The organism is Rhizobium sp. N731 (assembly GCF_001664145.1).
GTDB classification, from domain to species: domain Bacteria; phylum Pseudomonadota; class Alphaproteobacteria; order Rhizobiales; family Rhizobiaceae; genus Rhizobium; species Rhizobium esperanzae.
Genome location: NZ_CP013601.1, coordinates 3,059,946 through 3,076,406, shown reverse-complemented (window position 1 = coordinate 3,076,406; position 16,461 = coordinate 3,059,946). Strand labels below are relative to the sequence as shown.

The following is a 16,461-nucleotide window of genomic DNA, read 5'->3' as shown; positions in this document are numbered from 1 at the left end:
CCTAGAGCGCGTCGCGATCTTTCAGATTCGCTCGCTGCGCTTTAGGTCCTCGTTTTTGCGCATGCCGTTATCGCAAACTGCGCACGCTTTTGCGCGACATGCTCTATCCCTTCAATGCCCGCGTGACGATCGTGTCGACAAATTCGCGCTTCTCAGCGGTATAGCGATCGCCGTCCATTCTGAATTCGGCTGCCAGCCTGCGTTTCAGCGCAGCATAATCGGCCGCCGCTTCCGGATGCGCGATGAGATAATCCCGGAAAGCGAGCCTGTTTCGATGCGTGCCGTTGCCGGCCGGGCAAAGGTAGACTCGTTCGGCCGGCACCGAACCTCTCGACAAGAATGCCCAAACCTCGTCGTCATAGCGGTTGCCGCGCGGCTCGTAGTCTTGCGAGAGAAGCACCTGTGTCGCACTCTGGATATGCTCGAGAGCGGGAAGAACGATGTCGATATCGATGAGCGGCTTGGCGGTCATATCAGGTATGGCGGTGCTGCCGACGTGATCGATGGCGAGCGCCTGCGGCAGCAAGGCCAGCAGCTTGGCTCGGATGCGCTGGAAAGCTTCCGGCCATTCTCTGTCATAGCTCACGAGTTCAACCGGCTTGTGCATCGTCATCTCCATAGGATGCTGCGAGATTGCCCATGTTTCTCATCGAAAATCGATCTCGATTTCCGCTTGCGCGCCTGTGGAATGACGATGGTAAGTCCGGAGCCCCTGGACCAGCGCGTCGAACGTCGCGCGGCAGCGCGGTGAGGTCTTCAGGCTTTCGTGCATGACCACCCATGTACCGAGCGGAATCTCGAACGCATCGGAAAGGACATGCACGAGGTCGGGGTTTTCTCGGGCCAGTCCGATCTGGCAGAGGCCGATGCCAACGCCGGCGCGGATTGCGGAGAGCTGGGCAAGGTTGCTGTCGGTCCTGTAGGAGAATTTGATGCCTTCGGACGCCGGATAGCGCTTCATCACCATGCGGACGTAGGCCGTCTGCCGGTCGAAGCCGATGAGCCGGTGGTTGGCGAGGTCCGCCATGGCTTGCGGAGTGCCGTGCCGTTCGAGATAGCGGCGGTGGGCGTGGAATCCGATCGGGATGTCGCCGATGCGGCGCACGATGAGAGCATCCTGTTGCGGCTCGGCCATGCGTACGGCGATATCGGCCTCGCGATTTACCAGATCTTCGATGGTATCGGATGCCGAGAGCTCGATTTGGAGTTCGGGATAGACTTCCTGCAGGGACCCGAAAATCCGAGGCATGATCTCGACGGCGACGACCTCGCTGGCGCTGACCCTGACCGTTCCGGCTACCCTCTCGCGCTCGCCGGATGCGGTGCGCAAAAGGGCGGCGGCGGTTGCCGCCAGCGTTTCGGCATAGGGTTTCAGCGCCTGTGCGGCGTCGGTCGGCACGAGGCCGTTCGGCGACCGGATGAAGAGCTCGGCGCCGATCGCCTGTTCCAGAGCATCGACATGGCGGCCGATCGTCGGTTGGGTCAGCCCCAGCTCGCGCGCAGCGGCCGAAAGCGAGCCCTGCTGGAGCACGGTCACGAAACTGCGGTAAAAATCCCAGCTTGGTTCGAGCGTCATATGTTTTTGTATAGCTGATCCACTTATTTCGTCAATTTTGTTTATCTGAAAGCAGGAGCATAGTCATCTCATGCAATTGAAGGAGATGATTGCGATGAATGGAGAGACGAAGATCACGGCACTGGTTCTCGGCGCGACCGGCGGTATCGGCGGCGCGATCGCCCGCAAGCTTCTGGCCCGTGGCTGGCGCATCCGGGCGCTCAACCGTGATGCCGCCAAGGCGTCGAAGAACGAGCCGGCATTCGAATGGCTGCAGGGCGATGCGATGAATGCCGGTGACGTGCTGACGGCGGCTGAAGGTGTTGGCCTGATTGTCCACGCGGTCAATCCGCCCGGCTATCGCGATTGGGAAAGGCTGGTGCTGCCGATGCTCGACAATACGATCGCTGCCGCTCGCGTCGCCGGGGCGCGGATCGTGCTGCCGGGCAACGTTTACAATTTCGGTCCCGATGCCCTGCAGTCGCCGACGGAGGAAAGCCCGCAGCATCCCCTTACAAAGAAGGGAGCGATCCGCGTCGAGATGGAGAAGCGGCTGAAGGCGGCATCGCAATCCGGCACCTGTGCGATCGTCGTCAGGGCTGGCGATTTCTTCGGTCCGGGCGCAACGGCCAATAGCTGGTTCTCATCGGGGTTGGTGACGCCGGGCAAGCCGGTCGGCACCATCAAGAATCCGGGACGGCGCGGCATCGGCCATCAGTGGACCTATCTACCCGACATGGCGGAAACCATCACCCAGCTCATCGAGCGGGCCGATCAGCTGCCGCCCTTCGCCGTCTATCATATGGATGGCTTCTGGGATGCAGATGGCATGCAGATGGCAGAAGCGATCAAGCGTGTTGCCGCCGGCAAGGCGAAGATCGGGCGGTTTCCCTGGTGGATCGTGCCGCTCGCCGCGCCTTTCGTTCCGTTGATGCGGGAGATCAACGAGATGCGCTATCTCTGGAAAGTGCCGCTCAGGATGAACAACGCCAAGCTTGTCGCCGAACTTAGCAAGGAGCCGCAGACGCCGATCGACGAGGCGGTGAGAGCCTCACTGGTGGCTCTCGGCTGCCTGCCCGAAGCGCATCGTGACACCGCAGCCGCCTTTATCGGGCATACGCTGCAGAAGGCGCCTTAGGCCGCCAGCTCGGCCAGCGCGATCCGCGCGACCGTCAAGGCCGTCTCCGCCTGTTCGATATTGGGGTCGCCGAGAAACCAGGCGGCGGAAAGGCCAGAATAAGCGGCGATCCATTGCAGCAGCCGCTGCGGCTCCAGCCCCGCCTCCGCAGAGACGATGGCGAGCTGGCGGCGGAAGCGGGCGGGGTCGGTAATGGTCGGCAATTCCTCGTTGGCGAAGATATTGGCGAAATCGAAACCGCGCTCGCCGTGGAGCCGTTTCGGATCGATCGCCAGCCAGCCGCGCTCCTCGAAATCGAGAATGTTGCCGTGGTGGATGTCGCCATGGAGGACGGAGAGATCGCGCGGATCGGCAAGGAGGGATTTGGCGATCGCCGAGCAATCGGCAAACGTGCCGCCATGTTTGCCGGCGGCCGGTTCGAGATCGCGGAACCAGCGGGTGAGGGGAATGGGATCGGGGAGTGGTCTTTCGCGCGGCGCATGCAGCCGCGCTGCGGTGCGGCAGAGAATGCGGCTCGCTTCGTCGTCTTCTCCATCCATCGCCATGGCAAGCAGGGAGCGTTTCCCGGTTGCCCTTTCCAGCAATACGGCGTCGCCTTCGTGTGCATAGACATGAGCCGCGCCGTCGCCGTCCCACCATTGCATCAACAGCGCGCCGTATCGTTCGTCGATATCGGTCGCCACTTTCAGCATGGCGGGTCTCTCCTGCCAGAGGACCGGCAGCAGGCGGCTGGAATGGGTGATGATGGGCTCGCCGTCCGACATGAGCGACCAGCGATCGAGATAGGGTGCAAACATGACATTCTATATAGAGATATTGAACGCACAAATCCCACCTCTCAGTGGGATTTCTGTATTTGTCGACAAAGTCTCCTCCGTCATGCCAGGCCTTGTGGTGTCCGGTTCCGAAGATCGGCGAAACCAGCCCCTCATTCGCCTGCGGCACCTTCTCCCCGTAACCGGGGCGAAGGGGATTTGCCGCGACCTCTCCCTCCCATCCGCCTCTCGGAATGGCACGTCCCCTCTCCCCGTCAGAACGGGGAGAGGGTTAGGGTAAGGGGCATTTTCCGACGCGAACCGGACGGCAGTTGCTTTGTGCCGAGCATCTGACGACTGCGATTGCCTGACAGGAAAAAATCTTTTTTCAGTAGCTTAATTGGGCCGGCACAGATCCCCGGCACAAGGCCGAGGATGACGTCGCGGGGTTTGCCGTGGTTGTCCGCCAGCCTGAGAAATCCCGCCGAGAGGCGGGATTTCTTGATGCGCGCCTGAAACCTCAGGCGACCTTTTCGAGAGTGGGATAGTCGAGATAGCCCTTGGCGGTGCCGCCGTAGAAGGTCGACTGGTCGGGCGTGTTGAGCGGCAGGTTCTTTGCCAGTCGTTCGACGAGATCGGGATTGGCGATGAAGGGTTTGCCGAAGGCGACCAGATCGGCGCGGCCGCTTTCGGCGGCGTCGATCGCGAGATCGCGGTCATAGCCGTTATTGACCATCCAGTTCGCCTTGCCGCCGGCTTTTTCATAGGCCTGGCGCAGCGCTCTGTAATCGAAGGAGGGGTTGTCGCCCTGCTTGTAGTCGCGCTCGCCGCCGGTCTGGCCTTCGATGACGTGGATATAGGCGAGGCCGTATCTTGCCAGCCCCTCGATGACATGGATGAAGGTCGCCTGCGGATTGGAATCATAGCTTTCGCCCGACGGCGTCACCGGCGAGATGCGGATTGCGGTACGGCCTGCGCCGATTTCCCTCACCACGGCATCGACGACCTCGAAGGTCAGGCGGGCGCGGTTCTCGATCGAGCCGCCATATTGGTCGGTGCGGTCGTTGACGCCGTCACGGATGAACTGATCGAGCAGATAACCATTGGCGCCATGGATCTCGACACCGTCGAAGCCGGCATCGATGGCGGCGCCGGCTGCCTTGCGGTAATCCTCGATGATGCCGGGGACTTCGGCGGTTTCGAGCGCGCGGGGCTCGGAGGTATCGGCAAAGCTGCCGCTGCCGTCGGCATTGACCAGATAGGTCTTGGCCTTGGCGATGCGATTGGTCGAGGAGACCGGCTTGCCGCCGTCCGGCTGCAGCGTCGTGTGCGAGATGCGGCCGACATGCCACATCTGGACGACGATCTTGCCGCCGGCTGCATGGACGGCGTCGGTGACGCGCTTCCAGCCGGCGAGTGCTTCCTTGCTGTAGAGGCCGGGCACGTCGGCATAACCCTGGCCCTGATGGGTGATCGCGGTCGCTTCGGTGATGATCAGGCCCGCCGTGGCGCGCTGGCGGTAATATTCGACATTGAGGTCGTTGGGAATCGCGCCCGGCGAGCGGTTGCGGGTAAGCGGCGCCATGACGATGCGGTTCTTGACGGAGATATCGCCAACCTTGGTGGGTTCGAAAAGCTTGGCCATGATGGTCCTTTCTTTTGCGGGAGGATCACTCTGCGGGGGCAAGCGCAGCCCGGCCCCTGGCGGAGAGATAGGTGAGCCCCGTCGCACCCAGGCCGACCAGAGCCATCAGGGCTGCGGCGAGCGGAACGCGGGTGAGATCGAAGCCGGCATCGATGACCAGGCCGCCCGCCCAAGCGCCGAATGCATTGCCGGTGTTGAAGGCGCCGATATTGATCGTCGAAACGAGGTTCGGCGCATCTTTGCCGAAGCCGACGACGCCGACCTGGAGCGCCGGCACGGCGGCAAAGCTTGCGGTCGCCCAGAGGAAGAGGGTGATCTCAGCCGGGATGAAGAAGCGGCTCGTATAACTAAAGGCAAGCGAGGTGACGGCGATCGCGGCGAAGACGCCGGCAAGTGTTACGCCGAGCCGCCAATCGGCAAGCTTGCCGCCGATGAGATTGCCGACGGTCAGGCCGAGGCCGATCAGGAACAGCGTCCAGGTGACGCCTTCCGGCGAAACGCCGGTGACATCACGCAGGAGCGGCGCGATATAGGTGAAGAGGGCGAACATCGAGGCAGCGAAGAAGACGGTGGTCGAAAGCGCCAGCCAGAGGCCGCTATTCCTGAGTGCCGCGATCTCGCGCAGGATGCTGCCGTTTTCCTGTTTCTTGTCCTTCGGCAGGATGGCGATCAGTCCAAGAATGGTGACGATGCCGATGAAGGTGACGACGCCGAAGGTGGCGCGCCAGCCATAGGCCTGGCCGATCGCGGTGCCGAGCGGTACGCCGAGGACATTGGCAAGTGTCAGGCCGGTGAACATCAGCGCGACGGCGCGGGCCTTGCGGTCTTCCGCAACCAGTCCGGCGGCGACGACCGAGCCGATGCCGAAGAAGGCGCCGTGGCAGAGAGCGGTCACGATGCGGGCGATCATCAGCACCCAATAATCGCTCGCCAGAGCGCAAAGCAGGTTGCCGGCGATGAAGAAGGCCATCAGCGCAATCAGCGCCGTGCGCCGTTTCAATTTAGCGGTCGAGACTGCCATGACGGGCGCGCCGATCGCGACTGCCAACGCGTAACCGGTTACCAACCATCCGGCCTGTGGGATCGTCACCGAGAGATCGGTGGCGACCTCCGGCAGCAGGCCCATGATGACGAATTCGGTCGTGCCTATCGCAAAGGAGCTCAAGGCGAGGACGAGAAGGGCGAGGGGCATTAAAGATCCTGTGTCAGCTGCTTGAGGAAAGCGGCGATCGTTTCTTCGTTGCGCTTGTAGAAGATCCACTGGCCGACGCGTTTGGTGGTGACGAGACCGGCGCGATGCAGCGTTCCGAGATGGGCGGAAACCGTCGATTGGGATAGGCCGCAGCGCTCGAATTGGCTGGCGCAGACGCCCATTTCGAAGGGATGCTCCTGCGTGGGGAAATGTTCCTCGGGATTCTTCAGCCAGCTCAGAATGTCCATCCGGGTGGGGTGGGCGAGTGCCTTGATGATTTCGTCTTTATCCATCGCAGTCGGTCGATCCATAAATCGAATTTTTTCGATATATGGTTCGACGCTTGCCGATATGCAAATCACGGAGACGTGAGGCGGCGGCTTTTGGCGCGTGAGTAAATTTTGGGCAAAAAAAGAGGGCCACCGGAAAACCAGGGCCCTTTGAATTGTGAAGGTCAATAACCTCCAGAGGGGAACAGCTAATGCGGTGGAACTGGGAGAGAAACCACGAAATGCATCAGCTGAGTTGGATATGGTGCTTCCTTAGGCAGGTTTCAATGCTTTTTTGTGCATACCTGTTATGCGCCGCACAATTTTTTTGCGGCGCGGCATTTTCCGAAGCTGCAAGCCAAAAAAAGAGGGCCGCTGGAAAACCAGGGCCCTTATAAGTGTGAAGGTTCAAAAACCTCCAGAGGGGAACAGCTAATGCGGTGGAACTGGGAGGAAAAGCCACCATGTGCATCAGCTATGTGCGATATGGTGGTTTAATGGGCAAACGGCAACCCTCATTTGTGCATGCCAGTCATGCGCACAATGCATAGTATGGAAATCATTCCATAAATCTGGCTTAAAAATTCCAGTTTCTGGCCTTGCTGACAATGAAATCACGGAAAGCCTTCAGCTTGGCGGCATTCTTGATTTCGTCGGGATAACAGAAATACGTGTCGAAAGACGGTACGTCGGCATTGATCGGCAGCTGAATAAGGCCGGGGTCGCGCCCGACGATATAATCCGGCAGGCAGGCGACACCGATTCCGAGCAGGCAGGCGCGCTTGATCGAGGTCTGGCTGTTGATCTGCAGATGCGGGATGCGCTTGTTGTCCGAGGAGCGGCCGGCGACCTCAAGCCAGTTGACGTCGAGCAGGTAACTCGGCGCCGGCTCGCCGAAGGTGATGATGTGGTGATTGTCGAGATCCTCGATCTTCTGCGGCTCGCCATGACGGTTGATATAGGAGGGCGCGGCATAAACGTGCATGTGCACGGTGAAGAGCTTGCGCTGGATGAGGTCGGACTGCTGCGGCTGACGCAGGCGGATCGCGCAGTCGGCATGGCGCATATTCACATCCACTTCCTCGTTGTCGAGGATCAGCTGGATCTGAACGTCGGGGTAGAGCTGTAGGAATTCCTGGATCTTATCGGTGAGCCAGCCCTGGCCGAGACCGACCGTTGTCGTCACACGCAGCTTGCCGGACGGGGTTTCCGTCGTCTCGGTCAACTGCATCTTCACGGTTTCGAGCTTCAGCAGCACGTCATGGGCGGTGCGGTAGAGCAGTTCGCCCTGTTCCGTCAGGATCAGCCCGCGCGCGTGACGGTGAAACAGCTTGGTGCCGACATCCTGCTCGAGCGCGCTCACCTGGCGGCTGATGGCGGATTGGGACAGATGGAGTTTATCCGCCGCATGCGTGAACGAACCCGCCTCGGCAGCTGCGTGAAAAATACGCAGCTTGTCCCAATCCAGTGGCATTCCCCCGCCTCTCATGCCGATCTTACTCCGCGGCCACGGCGACGGGCATGTGGCCCGTCAGATATCGCTCGGCCTCGAGCGCTGCCATGCAGCCCATGCCGGCGGCGGTGACGGCCTGCCGGAACGTGTCGTCGGTCACGTCGCCGGCGGCATAGACCCCCTCGAGGCTGGTCGCGGTCGAATCCGCCGCGGTCCAGAGATAGCCGTTGTCCTTCAGCTTCAGCTTGTCCTTGAAGAGTTCGGTTGCCGGTGCGTGGCCGATGGCAACGAAGACGCCGTCGATCGGGATTTCGGTGATCGTGCCGGTTCTGACGTCACGCAGGCGAGCGCCGGAGACGGACTGCGGCATCGGGGGCTTGGCCGCCGTGCCGGTGATTTCGGCCACTTCGGTGTTCCACAGCACCTTGACGTTTTCCCTCGCGAACAGGCGTTCCTGCAGGATTTTCTCGGCGCGGAAGGTGTCGCGGCGGTGGACGAGGGTGACCGACTTGGCGATGTTGGAGAGATAGAGCGCTTCTTCGACAGCGCTGTTGCCGCCGCCGACGACGATCACATCCTTGTTGCGATAGAAGAAGCCGTCGCAGGTGGCGCAGGCCGAAACACCGAAGCCCTGGAAATGCTGTTCGCTTTCGATGCCGAGCCACTTGGCCTTGGCGCCGGTGGCGATGATCAGCGTGTCTGCTGTCCAGACCTGACCGCTGTCGGTGCGGGCGACGAAGGGACGCTGGTTCATGTCGACTTCGGTCACGAGGTCGCTGACGATCTCGGCGCCGACATGTTTTGCCTGCTGCAGCATCTGGTCCATCAGCCAGGGACCCTGGATCGGATCGGCAAAGCCCGGATAGTTCTCGACATCGGTGGTGATCATCAGCTGGCCGCCCTGTTCGAGGCCGGCGATCAGAACCGGCTTCAGCATGGCGCGCGCGGCGTAGACCGCGGCAGTATAGCCGGCGGGTCCGGAACCGATGATGAGCACCTTCGTGTGGCGGGCGGGCATGTCATTTCCTTTCGACTGGCAGGAGGGCGGCGGCTAAAGAGCGATTGAGGCCGTTTCGCGGTCCATGCGCCATTTATGAACGACCAATGCTATTATTCAAGGGCAGCCTTGCATTACCAACAAGGCAAATCGCCCTACTGTGCAAGAATCCGTCATCGGCTTGAAACTTTCTTGCGTATTCCGCTGCTTTATATAGAAGCTCGCCGCGGAGAATTAAAGAAAGGCCACGGTGTGGGTCGCACGGAACTCGACGTCATCGACATAAAGATCCTCCGGGAGCTGCAGGCTGACGGCCGCATGACCAATGTGGAGCTCGCCGACCGGGTCGGTATCTCGGCGCCGCCCTGTCTGCGCCGGGTGCGCAAGCTCGAGGAAGCTGGTATCATCGAAGGCTACCACGCGATGCTGAACAGTCCGAAGCTCGGCTTCGATCTCGTTGCTTTCTGTATGGTCGGCCTCAAACACCAGTCGGAAGGCAACCTCAAGGCGTTTGCCGCCGCCACCACCGAGTGGCCGCTGGTGCGCCAGGCCTGGATGGTTTCGGGCGACAGCGATTTCCTGCTGCATTGCGTGGCGGAAAACCTCACCCATTTCCAGGATTTCGTCATCGAGGTGCTGACGGCGAACGAACATGTCGATACCGTGCGCACCATGCTGACGATCCGGCAGGTGAAGAAGCTGGGACTGGTCGAAGTCTGAAACAGCCTATTTGCGCGAGGCATAGCCGCCCCGGTTGATGCCGTGGCGTTGCAGCTTGTCGTAAAAGGTCTTTCTCGGAATGCCGAGTGCTTCGATGGTCCGGCGCACGTCGCCGTCATTGGCCGAAAGCGCGTCGCGGATGATCTCTGCCTCGTAGCGTTCCAGCCGCTCGGGCAGCGTGCCTCCGGTCGGCTGCGGGGGAAGGGACGGCGCTCCGCCGCCTTCGACGCCAAGCACCACGCGTTCGGCATAATGGGAGAGTTCGCGGACATTGCCCGGCCAGGCATGGGTGGCGAGATGGCGGCGAACATTCTCTGAAAGCTGCGGCACATCGCGGCGGAAGCGCTCGGCGGCGCGAGCGGCGAAATGGGAAAAGAGCAGCGGAATATCGTCGCGGCGCTCCCTCAGCGGCGGAATGGAAATCGTCACGACATTCAGCCGGTAATAGAGATCCTCGCGAAAATCGCCGCGCACCTCGGGATCGCCAAGGTCGATTTTGGCGGCCGCGACGACGCGCAAGTCGACCGGGCGCACCTCGTTGGTGCCGAGCGGGGTGATTTCGCGCATCTCCAACACCCGCAGCATCTTGACCTGCGTAGCGAGAGGCATGCTCTCGATCTCGTCGAGGAACAGCGTGCCGCCGCTTGCATGTTCGATGCGGCCGGTGCGGCGCTTCTGGGCGCCGGTAAAGGCGCCGGCTTCGTGACCGAACAGCTCGCTTTCGATGACGGTTTCGGGCAGCGCCCCGCAGTTCAGCGCCACGAAATTGCCGTTTCGGCGATGGCTCCACTGATGCAGGATCTGCGCCACCACTTCCTTGCCGCTGCCGGTCTCGCCGGCGACCAGCACGTCGACATCGGTATCGGCGATGTGGCGAAGGATCTTCCTGAGATTGTCCATGACCGGCGTCTGGCCGATCAGCGGCAAAGTCTCCTGCGCATCGTCGGCAGCCTTGCGCAGCATGCGGTTTTCCAGGACGAGCCGACGTTTCTCGCTGGCGCGGCGGACGCTCTGGACGAGCCGGTCGGCCGGGAAGGGTTTGGCGATGAAATCATAGGCGCCGTCCCGGATGGCCTGGACGGCCATCGGGATATCGCCGTGGCCGGTCATCAGGATGACGGGCAGGTCGGCATCCATGTCTTTAAGCGTGGCGAACAGCTGCAGCCCGTCGATCTCGGGCATGCGGATATCGGTGACGACCGGGCCGGAAAAGTCGGCCGGCAGGTCGGCCAGCGCCGCTTTGGCGCCGTCATAGGCGGAAACGGAGAAGCCGGCGAGCTCCAGCGTCTGGGCGGTGGCGCGGCGCAGATCGCCGTCATCGTCGATCAAAGCAACGGGTATGGACATGTCCATGATCTCAAGCCTTCCTCAGATGAACGATGAACCGGCTTCCCTCGCCATCGCTCTCGACCTCCATCCGGCCGCCGTAATCGCCGACGATATCCTTGGAGATGACGAGCCCGAGGCCGAGACCTTTTTCCTTCGAGGTGTTGAACGGCGTGAACAGGCCTTTGCGGATTTCAGGAGAAATGCCGGGACCGTTGTCGGCAACCGTCAGCGTCACCGTCTCCGCATCGGCCGATGTCCTGACCTCGACGCGCCCCTCTTCGGCCTTCGGCGCCACGGCCTCCAGGGCGTTCTGAAGCAGGTTGATCAGCACCTGCTCGAGGCGGATCCGGCTGCCCATGACCTGCAGCTCGGCCGGTGGCAGCGCAATATCGAGCGTATCCATGCGGCCGGCAAAGCGGCTGCGCAACAGCATCACCGCCCCCTCGATGACGTCCTTCAAGCCTGTCGGCTCGGCGCCACCGCGGCCCTTGCGGGCGAAGGTCTTCAGTTCCTCGGTGATCGAGCCTATGCGCTCCGTCAGTGCGGCGATGTTTTCGAGATTTTGACCGGCGGGCGCCGTCTGGCCGCGGTCGAGGAAGGTGCGGGCATTGTCCGCATAGGCGCGGATGGTCGCCACCGGCTGGTTGATCTCATGGGCGACACCGGCGGCAACCTGCCCCAGGATCGCCAGCCGGTTGGCCTGCACCAGATCCTGCTGCACCGCCTGCAGCTTCTGCTCGGTGCTGCGGTGACCGGCGATCTCGGCCTGGAGGCGATCGCGCGCCTGGCTGAGATCCAAAGTCCGCTCGGTCACGCGCCGTTCCAGTTCCTCGCGCGCCTGCTGCTCCCTGAAAATCCTCAGCGTGATCGTCTGGCGACGGCGCAAGAGGAAGGCTGCGCCCGCCAGGAGCGGCAAAAGCAAGAGCAGCGCCAGCATGCGCGTTTCGCGGACCGCCGCATCGACGGACGGCCCCAATGCAACAAGATGCTGCAGGTGCCAGCCGGTCGCAGGGATCGGCATCCCGACATTGAGAAAGCTGGTCTTACCGGCGCCGCCGGGCATGACCATCTCGACGACAGCAAGCCCGTCGCCAAGCTGCCGGACGATATCGAGCGGCAGCGACTGAAGCGGCGCGTCGCCGAATTGAAGGCTCTCACGGATCGCGGTCAGCCGATCCTCGGCAATGCGGCCGATCGTCATGAACCGCCAGGAGGGAATGCTGGTGATGAGGACGATGCCGCGATCGTCGATGACGTAGGACGGGGCGCCCGAGGCATGCCAATCCGCCTCGACATCGTCGAATTCGACCTTGACGACGACGACGCCCAGGAGGCCGTCGCTGCCCGATATCCGCTCGGAAATATAAAGACCGGGCTTCTTGCTGACGGTGCCGAGCGCGAAATGCTCGGCTTGCCCTTGTGCGACGGCGCCCTGAAAATACTCGCGGAAGCGATAGTCGCTGCCGACGAAGCTCGTCGGTTCGCGCCAGTTGCTGGCCGAGACCGCGATGCCATCCTTGTCGATGACATAGATGACGGCAGCCTTCGTACCGGCTGCCAGTGTCTCAAGCTTCCGGCTCAGCTGTTCGAAGGTACCAGCGTCGCGTCCCGCCAGGGCGGCGGCGAGCGCGGTGTCCTGGGACAACACGAAGGGCAGCGCCCGGTATTTTTCGAGGACGGTGCGCAGCAGCGCCACGTTCATCCTCGCATCAGTGCGGGCCTGTTCCTCCAGCGCAGCTTCCGCCCTGCGCCGGCCAACCTCCCCACTCGCCAAGAAACTTGCGGCGACGGCCGAGAGGGCGAGCACCGCATAGGCCCACCACATTCGGCGAATGCGGTGGTGCAACGGCAGGGAGGGCCAAAGCCTTTGCGAGACTGACAAGAACATGGCGGATTTGTGCATTTTTCCGCACGAGACGCAAATGGATTTGTGTGGGTTTTCGCATTGGTTAGGTAGGCCGTTGGTCGGTCAGAAATTTTTTCTGATATGGAAACAATGACTTAGGTTGATGGCGTGAAACTGGCACGGCGATTGCGAAGAACAGCGCAACAACGGCTGAGCTGTTGGATTGAAGCGAACGGCTCGGGAGGCCGGAGTTCGTTCCGGACGAGCCTTTAGGAGGACATCATGATCGCAGCACCACCCGATGCAGTCGCAGACAGCAAGGGCAAGAAGCCCTTTTATTCCCATCTCTACGTCCAGGTTCTCGCGGCCATCGCTGCGGGTATCATTCTCGGTCATTTCTATCCCGATCTCGGCACCCAGCTGAAGCCTCTCGGCGACGCCTTCATCAAGCTCGTCAAGATGGTGATCGCGCCGGTCATCTTCCTGACGGTAGCGACCGGTATTGCCGGCATGAGTGACCTGAAGAAGGTCGGCCGCGTCGCCGGCAAGGCGATGCTGTACTTCCTGACCTTCTCGACGCTGGCGCTCGTCATCGGCATGATCGTCGCCAACGTCGTCCAGCCCGGCGCCGGGATGAACATTGATCCGGCATCGCTCGACCCGAAGGCCGTCGCCACTTTTGCCGATAAGGCGCATGAGCAGAGCATCGTCGGATTCCTGACGAATATCATCCCGACAACGATCGTTGGCGCCTTTGCCGACGGCGATATTCTGCAGGTGCTGTTCTTCTCGGTGCTCTTCGGCATCGCGCTCGCCATGGTCGGCGAAAAGGGCGAGCAGGTCGTGACTTTCCTCAACGCCCTGACGGCCCCGATCTTCAAGCTCGTCGGCATTCTGATGAAGGCCGCTCCGATCGGCGCCTTCGGCGCCATGGCCTTCACTATCGGCAAGTACGGCATCGGATCGATCGCCAATCTCGCCATGCTGATCGGCACCTTCTACATCACCTCGCTGCTGTTCGTCCTTGTCGTGCTCGGCGCGGTTGCCCGCTATAACGGCTTCTCGATCCTGGCGCTGCTGCGTTACATCAAGGAAGAGCTGCTGCTGGTGCTCGGCACCTCGTCTTCGGAGGCCGCACTTCCGGGCCTGATGAACAAGATGGAAAAGGCCGGCTGCAAGCGTTCGGTCGTCGGCCTCGTCATTCCCACAGGCTACTCCTTCAACCTCGACGGCACCAACATCTACATGACGCTGGCGGCGCTCTTCATCGCCCAGGCAACCGGCATCAATCTCTCCTGGGGCGACCAGATCCTGCTGCTGCTGGTGGCGATGCTGAGCTCCAAGGGTGCCGCGGGCATCACCGGCGCCGGCTTCATCACGCTTGCCGCAACTCTCTCCGTCGTGCCTTCCGTGCCGGTCGCCGGCATGGCGCTCATCCTCGGCATCGACCGCTTCATGTCGGAGTGCCGGGCGTTGACCAACCTCGTCGGCAATGCCGTGGCGACGATCGTCGTGGCGCGCTGGGAAAACGAGCTGGATACGGGGCAGCTTGCCAGAGCCTTGGGCGGCGAGACCGAGGAGACGTCGGCCGCCGGTCTCCAGCCCGCCGAATAAGCAGCGTGATCATTGGCAATCTTTGCAGCGGCCCGTTATCCAACGGGCCGTTCACTTTTTGAGTAAGCTCGTTCTCTACTCATCGTCATCCTCGGCTTGCGCCGAGGATCTGCTGCCCTTATCGACCCGAGGCAGATGCTCGGGACAAGCCCGAGCATGACGGAGGCAGGGTTGACTGACCTCTGCAGCGGTCCGATGGCCCGTTACCCAACGGGCGTTTTTTGCTCCGCGTCAGCCGCGATTGTCGCCGAGAAGGCGGTCGTAAACGGCGCCGATGGCGTTTGCTTCCTTCTCCAGCGCAAAATTCGCTCTGACGTGGCGCAGCGCATTCTCGCCATGGGCAATCGCCAGCGCCGGATCTGCGATATAGGGGGCGATTGCCCGCGTCAGCGCCTCACCGTCACCCGCGGGGACGACGGCGCCGGTCTCGCCATTGACGATGAGTTCGGCATAAGCGCCGGCGTCCGATGCCACGACGGCGGTGCGCGAGGCCATGGCTTCGAGCGGAGTCAGGCCGAAACCCTCGTTGCGGGAAGGGGCGACGTAAAGCATCAGGCGGCGATACCAGACTTTTATGTCAGGAACTTCGCCGAGGAAAAGGATACGGTCGGCGAGGCCGGCGGCGGCGACATCGGCCTTGAGCTTTTCGCCAAAGCCCACGTGCTCCGCCGTCACGCGGCCGGAGACGACGGCCGTCCATTCGGGGTGCTGTGGCAAGAGTTCGATCATCGCCTGGACGAAGAGATCGGTGCCTTTCTGATGGCGCACGCGGCCGAAGCAGCCGACGAGATAACGGCCGGGCAGGCCGGTCGCAGCAATGCCGTCGTCGGCGGTTTCCGGCGGGTGGAACAGGGAGAGGTCAACGCCGTGCTGGATGACGGTGTGGGGCACCTCGAGGAAGGAGCCGGACCGGTCACTGGTTGCAATCACCGCATCCATGCGGCGGATCAGCCATTTCGTGTAGGCGGTGTGGCGGCGCTGCGCGGCCGAGGTGAAGATGAGCTTCAGCGGCATGCGCAGGAGATGGCGGAGCAGGATACCGACGGCCATCTCATTGTTGCGGCGGGCGTGCCAGACGCGATGGCGCCGGCGCGCCGGCCTGCGCCACAGACCAGGGAGCTGTGACCATCTCAGTTTCGCCAGGCCCTCCGGCAGGCCGGGGCCAAGCGTTGCTATGCGCATGCCAAGCCGGATCTGGCATGGGATGAGCTGAACGATGGTCGACGTGACGCCGGAGAGCCGGCGCTTGAAATTGGGCGCGATGATCTCGACGTCACGCATATCAGGCAAGGATGGATCTCATGTCTGGCGGGCGATCAGCCCCAGGAAACCTGGAGGATTTCGTAGGCCTTGGAGCCGCCGGGTGCGTTAACCTCGATGGAATCGCCGACTTCCTTGCCGATCAGCGCACGGGCGATCGGTGAGGAGATGGAGATGCGGCCGGCCTTGACGTCGGCTTCCTGGTCGCCGACGATCTGGTAGGTCTTTTCTTCCTCGGTGTCCTCGTCGACGAGCTTCACCTTGGCACCGAACTTGATCTTATCGCCGGACATCTTGGTAAGATCGATGACCTCGGCGCGCGCCGTCAGATCTTCAAGCTCGGTGATGCGACCCTCATTGTGGCTCTGGGCTTCCTTGGCGGCATGATATTCGGCATTTTCGGAAAGGTCGCCATGGGCACGGGCTTCGGCGATCGCCTCGATGATTCGGGGACGCTCTTCCTGCTGACGCCAGCGCAGTTCTTCCTGCAGCTTGACGAAACCACCCTGTGTCATCGGTACCTTATCAACCATTTTTCTGTCCTTCACTCCTTGTGGCCGCCGGTCTTGCCTCAGCACAGTCAGGCACACACAAAAGAAAACAGGTCCCGAAGGGAACTTCGGAACCGTGCCACAATCCTAGTCGCGTGCTTATAGCAGATCGCCACGGCCGATTTCCAGAAAATTCG

At 61.9% G+C, this 16,461-nt stretch carries 15 protein-coding genes; 3 read left to right on the top strand and 12 right to left on the bottom strand.

Annotated features, from left to right (window positions below; translation table 11 throughout):
• Positions 1-103 precede the first annotated feature (103 nt).
• Positions 104-613, bottom strand: a complete 510-nt coding sequence (locus tag AMK02_RS15125; protein WP_064806259.1) for a GrpB family protein — start codon at positions 611-613, stop codon at positions 104-106.
• 33 nt (positions 614-646) lie between these two features.
• Entirely contained in the window at positions 647-1,576 is a 930-nt protein-coding gene (locus AMK02_RS15120; protein ID WP_064804009.1) for a LysR family transcriptional regulator, read from the bottom strand.
• 94 nt (positions 1,577-1,670) lie between these two features.
• Here AMK02_RS15120 and AMK02_RS15115 point away from each other — a divergent pair, with 94 nt between their 5' ends.
• Positions 1,671-2,693, top strand: a complete 1,023-nt coding sequence (locus AMK02_RS15115) for an NAD-dependent epimerase/dehydratase family protein (RefSeq protein WP_064806257.1) — start codon at positions 1,671-1,673, stop codon at positions 2,691-2,693.
• Here the strand turns inward: AMK02_RS15115 and AMK02_RS15110 are convergent.
• The 6 genes from AMK02_RS15110 to trxB form a co-directional block, all read right to left on the bottom strand.
• Positions 2,690-3,490 carry an aminoglycoside phosphotransferase family protein gene (locus tag AMK02_RS15110; protein ID WP_064804007.1) on the bottom strand — a complete coding sequence of 267 codons (801 nt, stop codon included), beginning with the start codon at positions 3,488-3,490 and terminating at the stop codon, positions 2,690-2,692. The two genes, AMK02_RS15115 and AMK02_RS15110, sit on opposite strands and share 4 nt — an antisense overlap.
• A gap of 478 nt (positions 3,491-3,968) precedes the next feature.
• A complete protein-coding gene (locus tag AMK02_RS15105) occupies positions 3,969-5,093 on the bottom strand; it encodes an alkene reductase (protein ID WP_064804005.1) in 1,125 nt (374 codons plus the stop codon).
• A gap of 25 nt (positions 5,094-5,118) precedes the next feature.
• Complete coding sequence (locus AMK02_RS15100; protein WP_064804003.1) at positions 5,119-6,285, bottom strand: MFS transporter; 1,167 nt, start codon at positions 6,283-6,285, stop codon at positions 5,119-5,121.
• Complete coding sequence (locus AMK02_RS15095) at positions 6,285-6,578, bottom strand: ArsR/SmtB family transcription factor (protein ID WP_064804001.1); 294 nt, start codon at positions 6,576-6,578, stop codon at positions 6,285-6,287. The genes AMK02_RS15100 and AMK02_RS15095 overlap by 1 nt, the downstream gene beginning before the upstream one ends.
• Positions 6,579-7,131: 553 nt before the next feature.
• Positions 7,132-8,028 carry a LysR family transcriptional regulator VtlR gene (locus AMK02_RS15090; RefSeq protein WP_064803999.1) on the bottom strand — a complete coding sequence of 299 codons (897 nt, stop codon included), beginning with the start codon at positions 8,026-8,028 and terminating at the stop codon, positions 7,132-7,134.
• A 22-nt stretch (positions 8,029-8,050) separates the two neighbouring features.
• A complete protein-coding gene (trxB, locus tag AMK02_RS15085) occupies positions 8,051-9,025 on the bottom strand; it encodes a thioredoxin-disulfide reductase (protein WP_064803997.1) in 975 nt (324 codons plus the stop codon).
• Positions 9,026-9,256: 231 nt separating this feature from the next.
• On the opposite strand from trxB, the gene AMK02_RS15080 reads away from it, so the two are divergent.
• Positions 9,257-9,724 (top strand): Lrp/AsnC family transcriptional regulator, encoded by a 468-nt coding sequence (locus AMK02_RS15080; RefSeq protein ID WP_009992419.1) that lies wholly within the window; start codon positions 9,257-9,259, stop codon positions 9,722-9,724.
• A gap of 6 nt (positions 9,725-9,730) precedes the next feature.
• Here the strand turns inward: AMK02_RS15080 and AMK02_RS15075 are convergent, their stop codons facing one another.
• Together AMK02_RS15075 and AMK02_RS15070 are read right to left on the bottom strand one after the other, a co-directional pair.
• Complete coding sequence (locus AMK02_RS15075) at positions 9,731-11,077, bottom strand: sigma-54-dependent transcriptional regulator (RefSeq protein WP_064803995.1); 1,347 nt, start codon at positions 11,075-11,077, stop codon at positions 9,731-9,733.
• Between the two features lie 4 nt (positions 11,078-11,081).
• A complete protein-coding gene (locus AMK02_RS15070) occupies positions 11,082-12,956 on the bottom strand; it encodes an ATP-binding protein (RefSeq protein ID WP_064803993.1) in 1,875 nt (624 codons plus the stop codon).
• A 225-nt stretch (positions 12,957-13,181) separates the two neighbouring features.
• On the opposite strand from AMK02_RS15070, the gene AMK02_RS15065 reads away from it, so the two are divergent.
• Entirely contained in the window at positions 13,182-14,513 is a 1,332-nt protein-coding gene (locus AMK02_RS15065; protein ID WP_064803991.1) for a dicarboxylate/amino acid:cation symporter, read from the top strand.
• A gap of 231 nt (positions 14,514-14,744) precedes the next feature.
• Here the strand turns inward: AMK02_RS15065 and AMK02_RS15060 are convergent, their stop codons facing one another.
• Together AMK02_RS15060 and greA are read right to left on the bottom strand one after the other, a co-directional pair.
• Positions 14,745-15,803 (bottom strand): glycosyltransferase family 4 protein, encoded by a 1,059-nt coding sequence (locus tag AMK02_RS15060; protein ID WP_064803989.1) that lies wholly within the window; start codon positions 15,801-15,803, stop codon positions 14,745-14,747.
• Positions 15,804-15,829: 26 nt separating this feature from the next.
• Positions 15,830-16,306: a transcription elongation factor GreA gene (gene greA / locus AMK02_RS15055; RefSeq protein WP_004672775.1), complete on the bottom strand. Its 477-nt coding sequence runs from the start codon at positions 16,304-16,306 to the stop codon at positions 15,830-15,832.
• Positions 16,307-16,461 lie beyond the last annotated feature (155 nt).